Source organism: Pseudoalteromonas sp. GCY (assembly GCF_016695175.1).
In the GTDB taxonomy this organism is placed as follows: domain Bacteria; phylum Pseudomonadota; class Gammaproteobacteria; order Enterobacterales; family Alteromonadaceae; genus Pseudoalteromonas.
In genome coordinates this window covers 732247-744676 of sequence record NZ_CP068022.1, presented here as the reverse complement: position 1 = coordinate 744676, position 12430 = coordinate 732247, and the positions used below count along the sequence as shown (strand labels likewise).

General features: G+C 43.5%; 11 protein-coding genes. 7 read left to right on the top strand and 4 right to left on the bottom strand.

The features are described 5' to 3' along the window. Positions 1-27: 27 nt before the first annotated feature. On the bottom strand, positions 28-2634 hold the full coding sequence (locus JJQ94_RS02835) for an ExeM/NucH family extracellular endonuclease (protein ID WP_099031277.1): 2607 nt from the start codon (positions 2632-2634) through the stop codon (positions 28-30). Positions 2635-2931: 297 nt separating this feature from the next. Here JJQ94_RS02835 and JJQ94_RS02830 point away from each other — a divergent pair, with 297 nt between their 5' ends. Then, positions 2932-3666 carry a substrate-binding periplasmic protein gene (locus JJQ94_RS02830; protein ID WP_236596422.1) on the top strand — a complete coding sequence of 245 codons (735 nt, stop codon included), beginning with the start codon at positions 2932-2934 and terminating at the stop codon, positions 3664-3666. 196 nt (positions 3667-3862) lie between these two features. Here the strand turns inward: JJQ94_RS02830 and JJQ94_RS02825 are convergent, their stop codons facing one another. Further along, on the bottom strand, positions 3863-4813 hold the full coding sequence (locus tag JJQ94_RS02825; RefSeq protein WP_099031278.1) for an MBL fold metallo-hydrolase: 951 nt from the start codon (positions 4811-4813) through the stop codon (positions 3863-3865). 269 nt (positions 4814-5082) lie between these two features. Here JJQ94_RS02825 and JJQ94_RS02820 point away from each other — a divergent pair, with 269 nt between their 5' ends. The 6 genes from JJQ94_RS02820 to JJQ94_RS02795 all read left to right on the top strand — a co-directional run bounded on the left by JJQ94_RS02820 (position 5083) and on the right by JJQ94_RS02795 (position 11590). Next, positions 5083-7086: an alpha-amylase gene (locus JJQ94_RS02820; protein WP_099031279.1), complete on the top strand. Its 2004-nt coding sequence runs from the start codon at positions 5083-5085 to the stop codon at positions 7084-7086. A 179-nt stretch (positions 7087-7265) separates the two neighbouring features. Next, positions 7266-7820: a type 1 glutamine amidotransferase domain-containing protein gene (locus tag JJQ94_RS02815; protein ID WP_099031280.1), complete on the top strand. Its 555-nt coding sequence runs from the start codon at positions 7266-7268 to the stop codon at positions 7818-7820. A gap of 62 nt (positions 7821-7882) precedes the next feature. Beyond that, a complete protein-coding gene (locus JJQ94_RS02810; protein ID WP_099031281.1) occupies positions 7883-8347 on the top strand; it encodes a pyridoxamine 5'-phosphate oxidase family protein in 465 nt (154 codons plus the stop codon). 216 nt (positions 8348-8563) lie between these two features. Continuing rightward, entirely contained in the window at positions 8564-9421 is an 858-nt protein-coding gene (locus JJQ94_RS02805) for a mechanosensitive ion channel family protein (protein WP_099031282.1), read from the top strand. Between the two features lie 9 nt (positions 9422-9430). Then, complete coding sequence (locus tag JJQ94_RS02800) at positions 9431-10252, top strand: magnesium transporter MgtE N-terminal domain-containing protein (RefSeq protein WP_099031283.1); 822 nt, start codon at positions 9431-9433, stop codon at positions 10250-10252. Positions 10253-10255: 3 nt separating this feature from the next. Further along, entirely contained in the window at positions 10256-11590 is a 1335-nt protein-coding gene (locus tag JJQ94_RS02795; RefSeq protein WP_099031284.1) for a magnesium transporter, read from the top strand. Between the two features lie 56 nt (positions 11591-11646). On the opposite strand, the gene cspE is transcribed toward JJQ94_RS02795, so the two are convergent. Both cspE and JJQ94_RS02785 read right to left on the bottom strand, forming a co-directional pair. Then, complete coding sequence (gene cspE, locus JJQ94_RS02790; RefSeq protein ID WP_010369631.1) at positions 11647-11859, bottom strand: transcription antiterminator/RNA stability regulator CspE; 213 nt, start codon at positions 11857-11859, stop codon at positions 11647-11649. Positions 11860-12274: 415 nt separating this feature from the next. Next, positions 12275-12430, bottom strand: a complete 156-nt coding sequence (locus tag JJQ94_RS02785) for a hypothetical protein (protein WP_172439968.1) — start codon at positions 12428-12430, stop codon at positions 12275-12277.

The following is a 12430-nucleotide window of genomic DNA, read 5'->3' as shown; positions in this document are numbered from 1 at the left end:
CTCTTGGGTTTTACGTTAAAGCTGCAATTAATTCGCTTTTGTCGCTTTATATTTGATAGTTACATTGTAGTAAGGGAATAGGCCGCGCAGGCGGAAATTCCATTTACCTTCTGCAGGCTCGTCAAATACACAGCTTTCTTCACTACCCCAAAGGTATGGACGACAGTCGTACTTGAAGAAGTTTGGCATTTTCTTATGGCGCACATACAGGTCAGCTTCGCCTTGACCTGTGATTGATACTTCTAGTTTATCAAAGCCCGCTGGTAGCTCGATTGAGCGATGTTGCCACCAAAACCAACCTGCAAGGCCTGTAAACTCGCCTTCGATAATCGTTGGCTCTTTAGCAAGGTTAAGGTCGATAACCACTGGGTCATGATCCGATGCGCGATAAGCGTGTGTTGCGTAAAGACTTGCTTTGTGAGTATCTGACTTGTACTCAGTGTTGTAATCTAGCGCAACGGGTTCGTCAGCATTGATATGCCAATCCGTTACTGACTTTACTTTCTCCATCATCGTGTTTGAAGCAAAGGCGTGATCTAGGCTACCGATACGTCCTTGATACACGTATGAATAATCTAAGCTATTGCCATGAAGCGTTTGCTTGATGTTGGCGTAACCATTCTCGACATAGGTGTTGATTGGATCTTCCTGAGCGTAAGCATTCATGTCACCCAGAATAATCACATCATCTTCTGCAACTCCTGTCGGATTTGTGCCAAGCCAAGTCGCTAGGGTATTAACTGCAGTGACTCGAGTTTGGTTCCAACAACCTTGACCATCATTTTGGTCTTGATCTAAGCCCTCAGCTTTTGAACAACTGCCTTTAGAGCGTAAATGAGCCATTACTACCGTGAAGATTTCTTCACCGTTTGCCTCTTTGAAAGTTTGTACTACAGGAGGACGGTTACCGTAATCAAATGGTACTGTTTCGGTAAATGCTGGCGTGCCTACTTCAGCTACTTTGTTACTACGATAGATAATACCTGATGTAATTGCATCCCCGCCCACTTGGTCAACATTTAGGTTTACAAAGGCATAGGTATTAGCAGAATCTGCTGCATTTAAAGCGTTAACGAGGTCGGCAATCGCACTAAACTCACCAAAGCCGTCGTTTTCTACTTCAAGTAGACCAATAATATCTGCATCAAGCGCTGAAATTGCAGCAACCGTTTTTGCTTTTTGGCGTTCAAACTCTTCTAGATTGTCAGCTCCTCGTGAAGTTGGGAAACCTGCACCTTGACCGTCACCATTGAAGTAGTTTAATACGTTGAAGCTAGCAATACGTAAATCTCCACGCACTTCTACTTGAGGCGCTTCTGTACGTAGATTAGTATGAACGAAGTTTGGTGTTGTCGTTGGGTGAATACGGTATTGGCTATAACCATATCCCATTACACCCTCAAGGCCTGTCACAGAATCGCCCAGTCGTAAGGTGTTATAGGCATCTAGCGTGGGTGATGGGTAAGGAATAACGTCAGGGTTTTGTACTGATGAACCATCATCAAGTAAAATTTCTTTGCGCTTGTTCTCAGCTTCTAGCTGGTTTGCTGCATCACCAGGAGTTGCTACTTGAGTGCTTTGGTACAAACGTTCAGTACCTAAGCGTACTTCGCCGTAACGTGCAAGTCCGTATGTATCGTTAACGACCAACTCATTTGAAATCGAAACCAACATGCCTTCGTAGGCTTCAAGACCATTCTCTGCAGGTAAAGTAACGATAGTAGCTGAAGCCGTTGCAGAACCGCATAGCTCGATTGCGTCGACGTTAATAAGTTGAGTTTGGCCGTACTTCTCTTCAACTTTACCACGTAGTTTAACCACATCTCCTGTGCTTACTGGTGTTGCGGTATATACGACAAAAATACCTTCGGAAGTATTACTATCAGCATCATAGTCAGTGCTTTCTTCTTGAATGAAGAAGCCGCCAAGCCCTGCATCTGATTGTAGGCTTGCAGTGACAACAGCTTGAACTTCAACCGTTTCTCCAGCTAATGGACTTGCATCGCCTGCGCCCTGAATGGCACTGATCAAGGTGTTATTTTCGCCACAGATAACAGGCTCTGGCTCAGGTATGTCACCGCCACTAATGTGGATACCTAGGTTACTAAAATCGTCTTTAGCAAGTGCAAGCCATTGTCCAGCGCCAACAAATGCAGAAGTTGCATCGGTGCGGCCGGTTGTTATTGCAGGATCTCTGACAAGCGTTTTATCTTTTGTTCTAATATCGCCATCAATCCATTCACTACCTGGGTCGACACCAACCTGACCTAGGCTATCAACAACTGCACCATTGAGCGTAAGCGTAACGGCGTCATCACCATTAAACCAGCTACTTGTGTTTGTTAACTGTGCCTTTGCGATGATCTCTGCTGCGGAGTCAGCATGAGCAATAACATAAGTTGATTTAGCTGCAAGTTCACCACTTAGTTCTATGTTAGTGCGAGCTTCTGTTGCGCCATTAAAGAAGAAATTGACGGAGTAACCACTTAGACTAACAGCTTCGTCACTACCATTGTAGAGCTCAATGGCTTTGTTATAACTGCTACCTTCAACATACTCAGAGATAATCACCTCTGCTTGTGCATTTAGGCAAGCTAATGCAATAGCTGAAGTTAGGATAGATTTTTTAATCATTTTTTATTTTCCCGTGTATTAGAATTATCCGAATTTTTATTCGGACGCAGTATTTTAAGCGCTATTGATGACAATTCAATTAAACTTCACTGTTTGTTTACATTGGTTTACACTAAATTGTGTGTTGAAGGACAAAAGTCGTTGAATTTTATGCCATATTCAAACGTTGCCAGTGAGAAATTATGTGTATATTTCGAGATGCAACGGTTGCGCTATACTCAATTAGGATCGGAGCAAATATTTGTAGCAAAGTTGCCAGTCAACTTAGTTTGAAAGTGAAGGCGGGAGTGCGTAAACATGGCGATAAAGAGTTTAAAACAGTCATGCCTTCTGTTTATTGCCCTGTCATGCACATCATCTGCAAATGATGCCATAGTGGGAGCGCATAATGTTTGGCCTCCCTACGTCATTAACGAATATTCAGGTTTTACCGTTGATTTAGTTCGCGCGGCATTTAAGGCCGAGAATCAAGATTTTGAAATGCTCATTATGCCATTCAGTCGTGCCATGCGAATGGTGGAGAAAGGGCAGGTCGATATGATCCCCGCTTTATGGCGTTCTGAAAGTCGCGATGAACGCTTTATTTTTAGCAAAGCTTATTACAGTAATAGGCTGGTACTTATTTCACGTACAGAGCCTACCATTCATTTTAAAGAGTTGGACGATCTTAAAGGACTAAGTGTATGTGCTATTCGGGGCTTTCGTTCTGAAATTGCGCTCGCGCAGATCCCACAAATTCGCCTAGAAAAGCTCACAAACCTGACTTCCTGTTTGTCGCTTCTCAATAAAGCGCGAGTAGATGCTGTCGTTAGCGATGAGCTTGCTTTTGTGTATTTACAATCTCAGCACGCTGAATTTCACAGCTTCAAAGTACATCAACCGACCATAGCACAATGGCCGCTTCATATTGGCGTTAGTAAAACTCATCCGAATGCAGTAGAAATAATTGAGTTATTCAATAAGGGTTTGATACAACTTAAGATGAATGGTATTTATCAGGCAATACTTAAAAAGTATCAATTAGATGAGTGAGCAACCAGCCTTTACTGCACTTTATCGCAAAAAAGAATAGATAATGAAATCTCACTTCACCCCCCCCCTTTAATAGAGTGTCTTTTAACCGATTAAGGTTGCTAACTCGCTAGCGCTTGCCAGCAGCGAACCACCACAAGCACTAGGCCAAATAATAGCAACCACAATAATACTCGGCCTCAGGACTTGTTGTTAGCTAAGGGGTCGGTAGGCGCTGCTTGTCTATCATCATTTCCAATAGGTACGAAATACTGGTATCAAAATCTTGATACGCTTTGCCGAACTTTTTACGCAATGTAGCTTGTAATGATGCTTGTATCCTCGCTGGCGTTGTACCTTTTGCTAGTGCCTCATGTACTGCATTCCAGGCAAAGGTTAAAAATTGAATATCTCTAGAAACTGATTTCACCGAGGTATTTTCCCCGTGTCCGTTTAGTACGAGGAGAGGGCTTAATTGTTCCACTTCTTTGAGTATAGAAATGAGCTGGGTAATGTTACCTCTAGGTGTCATGATGGGCATAAAGTTGGAGTTTACTACGTCACCTCCAATTAGAATGCGTTGTTTGGGCAGCCAAAGCATAACATCACCTGGCGAATGGCCATCGTTGGCGAGTACAAATTCAACTTCAGTATCACCAAAAGTACGAGCTTGTTGATGTGAAATGGTTGAGGTAGGTATGGCGAGTGTGCTCTCACCAGTTGCGCCTTTAGTCATATTAAAAAACGCCTTAACATCAACCGGTCCATCGCTTTTCATCGTCTCAGCGGACAAAGAGGTGGAGATAAGCTCTGCACCGAGCTTTGCAAAAGCAGCATTGCCAAGCCAATGATCGGCATGGCTATGAGAGTTGACTACCCAGCGAATTGGCTGTTCAGTTACACGTTTAACTGCCGCGATAATAGCGTTACCAATGTGCTCGGATGAACCAGAGTCGAACACTAACACACCTTGAGTCGTAATAATAAAATGACTGTTTGAATTCCACCCTTTATTCTCAACTGTTGGTCTGCCATAAAAAGGAGAGATTACGCTATAGACATTCTTTGAGACTGAAACGGCTTCTAACTCAAGTGATTGAGATTGTGCACTGACGTGAGCACAGAAGAGCCCTACAATTATAAGCCCTGATTTGATTCGATTTAGCATAGTTTATCCATACTTTTATTCTTATTTATATCTGTACTTGAAGCTGTTCACTTCAAAGGCCCAATCGAAACTAACATTTTCTCCAAAATCAGTTCAAGCGCTTACGCTGCTTAAAGTGTAAGCAAGCGTGTCACCTCATTAATTTGCTTTTTAAAGCCTCAAATCATCGTTCAGCAGTCAATCATCAATGAACTTATGCATACGTATTCAATAGATTGTTTAGCTAGGAATTCTATATTGTTAATCTTGTGTGAATAAGAGGCGCAATAATGAAAAATATAAAACTAAACCAAATTGCAGCGGGAGTGTTGTTAGCATCCAGTTGCGTTACACCTGCATATGCCGCTGAAGGCGATCCAACCACATTCGTTCATTTATTCGAATGGTCTTGGGCTGATGTTGCGGTGGAGTGTGAAACGTTTTTGGGGCCAAATGGCTACGCGGCTGTGCAAGTATCACCACCCAATGAGCATATTACAGGGGATCAATGGTGGACTCGTTATCAGCCAGTCAGTTATGAGATTGTGAGTCGTAGTGGTAGTCGAGCCGAATTTGCCGATATGGTCGCGAGATGTAAATCTGCCGGAGTAGATATCTATGTTGATGCGGTTATAAACCACATGGCTCATGGCAGCGGCACCGGAGTTGCGGGTAACACTTTTGGCGACAAACAATATCCTATCTATAGTCCACAAGATTTCCATGAGACCTGCGCAATAAACCCTGAAGACTACGGTAATAATGCATGGAGAGTACAGCACTGCGAACTCGTAGGACTACATGATTTAGACACCGATGCGAGCTACGTACAAAATACCCTAGCGGGCTTTTTGAACGATTTACAGTCTCTGGGCGTGGCAGGGTTTAGGTTGGACGCAAGCAAGCACATGCCCGCAAGTGATATTGGCGATGTGTTAGCCAAGCTAAATCAACCAGCGGTCGTTTTCCAAGAGGTGATTGATCAAGGAGGCGAGGCGGTTTCTGCTTCTGAATATCATCAAAATGGTTTAGTCACCGAGTTTAAATACAGCATTAAACTGAGCGAGACATTTAAGCAAGGCAAGTTGGCTTGGTTAAAAAGCTTTGGCGAAGCTTGGGGTATGATGCCAAGTTATAAAGCCGTGGTATTTACAGACAATCATGACAACCAGCGCGGCCATGGTGGTGCAGGGTCTATCGTTACCTTTCATGATGGTAAACTGTATGATCTTGCGAATGTATTTATGCTGGCATACCCTTATGGTTATCCTAAAGTGATGTCTAGTTATGAATTTAATGGCGACACTGATGCTGGTGGTCCTTCGGTTTCTGTTCATCAAAATGGTAACCTTAATTGCACTAGTCAACTATGGCAGTGTGAGCATCGTCGCTCAATGATTGCAGGTGCAATGCAGTTTAGAAATCATACTAATGGCAATTGGACAGTGGCAAATTGGTGGGACAATGGTAATAACCAAATTGCATTTTCTCGAGGTGAGTTAGGCTTTGTCGCCATTAACCGCGAATCTTCTAGTATGGTCCAAAGCCTGAAGACGGGGCTCCCTGTCGGAACCTATTGTGATGTGCTGAGTGGAGGTATCGGCCAAGAAAGTTGCGCTGGCCGAAGCATCGAAGTCGATACCAATGGTTACGCTCAAATTAATTTAGCTGCTATGGATGCCGTAGCCATTCATCATCAAAGTAAACTGGCAACACCACCAGAGACCGGTGATTGGCAACGCACATTGGTCTTTATTAAAGCAGAGACTCAATCTGGTCAGGATATGTTCGTCCGAGGTGGTCTTGATCATGCTGCAGCATTGCAGCGAGGGATTGATTGTAGCGCCGAACCTACTCTTTGCTCTTTACCTATCAAACATTTGAACATGCGAAACATGACAACTGCTTCTTGGAAAGTGGCTGATACCAGATTGGATTGGCTAGCGGCTGAAGCTGGGCAGTCTAGTGACGCCGAAGGGAGTCCGCTGGATTGGACAACCAATATGTGGCCTGCTAACTGGGGCGCGGAAAAGCGTTACGACAGCGATGGTTTTGGCGTCATGTCACTCAACCAATGGGGAGCACATTACTGGTTGCTGGAAGTAGAAATGGATTGTAGCAAAGCATTCAACGGTTGGTTTGAAGTAAAAGCATTCGTGAAAAATGGTCAAGGTTGGGAAGGGGATATTAACCAACAAGGCACGCCATATACGAGCAATAATCATTTTGCTCAATGCGGAAAGTTGAATGTGTTTGAGTTTGGCACAAACTCAGCCTCTATTTCTTCATTATAACAAAGATGGACTAGGGTTAACCTAGTCCAGATTTACATTCCTCAGTTCTGTAAAGATTACACCCAATCAATATATTAGTCTTTAATATTTATATATTTCATAAGGTTATATGATGGTATTGATTCTGCATAAGTATCCGCATCTACCTCTACACCAGCAACGTATTGAAGGAGAGAATGATGACGGAGTCAGACAATATTTCAGTCGCGATCTTAGCCACTGACGGATTCGAACAAAGTGAACTGATTAAACCCAAGCAGGCGCTTGAAAGCGCGGGATTTAATGTTGATATCATTTCATTAAAAAAGGGTGATATTACTGCGTGGGATGAAGACAATTGGGGTGAGAAAGTCGCCGTTGATTTAACCTTGGATGAAGCCATACCCAGTAAATATGCGGGGCTCGTTTTACCAGGCGGGTTGTTTAACCCCGACAAACTAAGGCAGGAAAAATCGGCGGTTAAATTTATTCAGGCCTTTTCACAGTTTGGGAATAAGCGTCCAATCGCGGCGATATGCCACGGCCCTTGGCTGCTAATCGAAGCGCAGCTGGTAGAGGGCAAAACGCTTACCTCTTTCCCCAGTATCAAAACTGACCTTAAGAATGCCGGCGCAGACTGGATTGACCTTAAAGTTGCGGTAGACGACAACTTGATCACAAGTCGCAATCCAAATGATCTTGATGCTTTTAATGAAGCAATTATTGAGGCTCTGCAACAAGATACTATCAATTAATCGAAAGAGTGGGTTTGTGCCGTTTCAAACAGACACTAATTGGTATAAATGAGGAGAAGATAATGTCAGATATAAAGAAAACTTTTTGGGAAGCGCTAGACAGCAGCCCCAATGTGATGATTGGTTTGAGTGATGATAATAATCACCATGAGCCAATGCGAGCACAGTTGGATAAAGACGCCAACGGCGAGTTTTGGTTTTTTACTAGTAAAACAAATCGTATTGCCAAGTGTGGCAAAGCGACTGCTCAATTTTCCAGTAAAGGGCATAATGTATTCGCTTGCATTCGCGGACACTTAATTGAAGAAACACGACAAGACGTACTTGATGCCCATTGGTCAAGGCAGGCAGAGAGCTGGTTTGAAAAGGGTAAAGATGACCCCGAGCTTATCATGCTCCGTTTTGAACTGGATGATGCTGAAATTTGGCATGTTAGCCCTGACTTGAGCAGCTTATTAAAACTAGCCGTGGGCAAAAATGTGGAACCGGAAGAAATGGGTGAGCGAGAGACCATCCGCTTCAGGTAGCTATATCACCTAATGTAAAAAAACAACTAGGGCGCAATGGCGGTACTTGTTTTTGCGCCTTAGTTGCTTCTATTCACACAAAAATGTTCCCAAACGTATTGTTAGTAGTTTAAATATTTAGGACTTCGGGGAATTCTCTGGACAACGGCTAACACTGTGATAACAATGAATGTATTGATTTAAAAGTAAGCTGTTTCAGCGAATTCAGGAGTTTACATGGCCACCGAGGATACCTTTGATAATTGGCAACACGCCTTATCTGCCAGTTACGAGCAATTAATCAATCAACTTGTGACTCATACGCCGCAACTATTGGGCGCGGCACTTATGCTGCTTGTCGGTTGGGTGGTGGCTTGGCTATTGAGCAAGCTGACTATTTCGTTATTTAAGCTTTGCAATCGTGCATTGGCGGGCTTGAGTCAACGAGTGCAAACCGAACAAACGCTTCAGCTAAATCTAAAACACGCTCGATTAATAGGGAGAACCGTGTTTTGGGTTACGATGATGTTTTTTATCGCGGCAGCCACATCCAGCCTTGGCTTAAACTTTTTCAGTGATTGGATCTCCTCGCTACTCAGTTACTTACCAAACCTTCTAGCTGGGATATTTATTATTGTTGGTGGTTATCTGCTTGGCAATTTGGCCAGTGCCATGGCAAGAGCCGGTGCGCAGTCCGTTGGGTTTGCGCGAGTCGAAGTCGCGGGTAACATAGCCAAGCTCGCGATTCTATTTACCGCAACGGTAATAGGTATTGAGCAATTAGGGATCAATATTCAATTTGTAACCAATATGGTGGTGGTGCTGACAGGCGTATTGTGTGCGGGAGTTGCATTGGCCTTTGGTCTTGGGAGTCGAGAGCTAATCGCAAATACTGTTGCGGCAAAACAAGCGCTGCGTCACTGTCGAATTAACGATCAAATTGAAATTGCAGGCGTTTCAGGCACGCTCACCGAAATCACGGCAACGATGTTAGTGATTGAAACCCAAAAAGGTAGAACCCTAATACCGGCAAGGCAATTTTTAAAGGACTCGGCACATATTACCGCGACACACAGCCATTCAAGTAAGCAGTAGGGAGGCTCTATGTCAGCGTTAAACCTCAAAATTGCGCAACACTTTTTACAAGAAGAGCCAGCTGGCGCCGCGCGTTTGCTTTCTTTGCAAACGCCAGATGTAGCTGCCGAGTTGCTAAAAACCTTATCAAATGAAGTTGCTTTAAACGTGCTTAAAGTAATGCAGCCCCGCAGTGCGGCAGAAATTCTGATAACGCAAACGGATGTTGATATTGCTAGGTGGCTTGGCAAAATGAAGTTGGCTGATATTGCTGCTATCTTTAGGCATTTACAGGACGAAGAACTTGCACGTTTTCTTAACCTCATCTCAGTAAGACGACAAACACTCTGTAAGATGTTGATTAGCTACCCTGATTATACTGTGGGAGCATGGGTTGAAACGGACGTATTAATTCTTGAAGAAACAATGACAGTCGAGGAGTCACTGCTGCGCTTAAAAAAACGTGACTATATCGGGTTTGCGCTAGTTTATGTGGTAAATCAACATCGCCATGTGGTTGGCCAGTTGTCGCTATACCATCTGCTTCGAAAAGCGCCGCAGCAGAAAATTGCAGATTTGATGGATATTCACGTCGTTTCTCTAAGTGGTTATACCGAGTTGCATAGTGCATTGAAATCGCCCGTTTGGGCGCAACAAGATCAGGTTGCGGTTGCTAATCGAAGTGGCGATTTTATTGGGGTGTTACCACATCACAGAGTGAGAAGTGCACTTGGCAGAATGGATGAAACACAAGATAAGCCAAGCGAATCTTTAGATTTATTAGATGCCTACACCAGTTCGTTTGCCAGCATGTTAGATACATTGGTGCCAGTTAAGGTCAAGGGGAAATAAGCGATGAGCGTAGCAAAAGATACATTAGATTCAGCGGTAGAGCAGCTCAGCGATGAGTTTTTAAGTAAGTTTCCGCTCAAAAGTGCGCAGCTCCTTGGCACTTTACCTCCAGACGAAGCCGCTGAATTATTACGACAGCAGGCGCAGCATATCATTTATCGTTTATGGAAATATTTGCCGCCGGGAGCCGCTGAACAAATTTTCCTGCAATTCCCTGTGGATTATCAAGCGCCGTTTATCGCGAGCCTTGATAGCCATATTGCTGTTGGGCTATTAAATAAACAGTCACAGGAAGCGCAGCAGGCACTACTTGCTAAATTAAAAGAGCAGTATTCCACCATAGCGGATGAGCTCAGTGAGTTGTTGATTTTTCCTGAAAATACCGCTGCGAGAATGATGAACAAAAAGGTTCAAGCGTTTTATGGAGACACCACACTGCGTGAAGTACTCGCGCAGCTGAAGCGATTAGACGGTAAAGTGCCGGATGTCATCTATGTTTTAAACGAACAGCAGGACCTTGTGGGAGAAACAACACTCAATGTGTTAGTAGGAAGCTCCTCAAGTAAAACCCTAATGCAAGTTGCGACACCGATCCGAGTCACGCTAAATGTGATGGATCATAAAGATCAGGTAGTGGAAGCGTTTGAAGGACACAAAGTGCGAGCAATTCCAGTACTAGATGCTCAGCAACAGCTAGTTGGGCAGATCCGATTTTTTGATGCCTATCAGTCAACCAAAGAAGATTTAGCGAGTGATATGCAGACCATGGTGGGTGCGAGTAAAGACGAAAAGGCCCTATCAAGTAGTTGGTTTGCGGTAAAGAAACGGCTTCCATGGTTACAAATTAACTTATTAACAGCATTTGCAGCCGCTGCCGTTGTGGGTGCATTTGAGGGCTTAATTGCTCAAGTTACCGCTTTAGCTATTTTACTGCCAGTAGCTGCTGGGCAGTCGGGAAACGCGGGGGCTCAAGCTTTGGCTGTAACGATGCGAGGCTTAACGCTACGAGAAATTTCAACGCGACACTGGTATCAGGTGATGCTAAAAGAAATGATGGTTGGTCTGTTAAATGGTATAGCAATAGCGGTTACTTGTGGCATTGGCGTATATTTGTGGAGTCAATCACTCGGTCTTGCACTTGTTATTGCGCTGGCGATGATATCGTCTCTTGTCATTGCGGGAAGCTCAGGTGCCATTGTACCAATAGCATTGAAAAAATTTGGACTCGATCCTGCGCAATCTTCATCAATTGTACTTACGACAATTACTGATATAGCGGGTTTTATGTCATTTTTGGGGATTGCGTTGTTACTGTCAGATATGTTGCCGAAAGGCTAAGTGAGGAGTGGGGAATTCGTAGAGCTAGTGCAGGCACTAGCTCTGAGCAATACGTATTAGTTAACTACTACGTTGCTTGCTTGAGGACCTTTCTGGCCTTCTTCAACTGTGAAAGACACTGATTGGCCTTCAGTTAAAGTTTTGAAACCGTCAGAAACGATAGCGCGGAAGTGTACGAATACGTCTTTACCGCCGTTTTCTTGAGTGATGAAACCAAAACCTTTCTCTTCGTTGAACCACTTAACTGTGCCGTTTACTGTGTTAGACATAATTGAAACCTTTTTTAAAAAATTAATTGGGTGGTGAAAATCACCGATAAAGCGATAGATAAAACTTAGCTAGTAACGCATTGGTATATCTATAAACGACTTTTTAAAAAAAAGAGTATCAAGAAAAAACAGTGCAGCAGTAGTAAGTGCTCTAAGTATCTAAAGCCTGCATATAGTATAGCGTTCTGACGGCGATGTCCAATGAAGTTTGCAACTTTTTGTTTAAAAAGTGAGCAAAAATAGATTTTGAGTGGATTTATTGGTGTAACTTTGATCGGGATGGACGAATTTGAAACATGTGTTTTCTAGTCTTGTGTGTTTAAAAGCTACTGTTGTATAAGACTTCACTTAGCGGTATTTGAGTGAATACATATTTGCTCGGAAGCGCTGAGATATAACGCTTCCAAACTTTTAACTACTTGTATCTGTTGATCTCGACTCGGATCACCCCATCTTCGGGCGTTGAATTAAAATAGAAGGGGTGGTCTTGCCAGCGTTCATCACTCCCAAATATTTCACCAACAGCTGCTGCGGTTTCGATTGGTTCGTCTTTATTGATATATATATCCAC

Excerpts from the sequence above, each read along its gene's own strand:
- JJQ94_RS02815 (WP_099031280.1), top strand. The coding sequence starts at position 7,266 with ATGACGGAGTCAGACAATATTTCAGTCGCGATCTTAGCCACTGACGGA.
- JJQ94_RS02835 (WP_099031277.1), bottom strand. The coding sequence starts at position 2,634 with ATGATTAAAAAATCTATCCTAACTTCAGCTATTGCATTAGCTTGCCTA.
- JJQ94_RS02830 (WP_236596422.1), top strand. The coding sequence starts at position 2,932 with ATGGCGATAAAGAGTTTAAAACAGTCATGCCTTCTGTTTATTGCCCTG.
- JJQ94_RS02820 (WP_099031279.1), top strand. The coding sequence starts at position 5,083 with ATGAAAAATATAAAACTAAACCAAATTGCAGCGGGAGTGTTGTTAGCA.
- JJQ94_RS02810 (WP_099031281.1), top strand. The coding sequence starts at position 7,883 with ATGTCAGATATAAAGAAAACTTTTTGGGAAGCGCTAGACAGCAGCCCC.
- cspE (WP_010369631.1), bottom strand. The coding sequence starts at position 11,859 with ATGTCTAACACAGTAAACGGCACAGTTAAGTGGTTCAACGAAGAGAAA.
- JJQ94_RS02800 (WP_099031283.1), top strand. The coding sequence starts at position 9,431 with ATGTCAGCGTTAAACCTCAAAATTGCGCAACACTTTTTACAAGAAGAG.
- JJQ94_RS02825 (WP_099031278.1), bottom strand. The coding sequence starts at position 4,813 with ATGCTAAATCGAATCAAATCAGGGCTTATAATTGTAGGGCTCTTCTGT.
- JJQ94_RS02805 (WP_099031282.1), top strand. The coding sequence starts at position 8,564 with ATGGCCACCGAGGATACCTTTGATAATTGGCAACACGCCTTATCTGCC.
- JJQ94_RS02795 (WP_099031284.1), top strand. The coding sequence starts at position 10,256 with ATGAGCGTAGCAAAAGATACATTAGATTCAGCGGTAGAGCAGCTCAGC.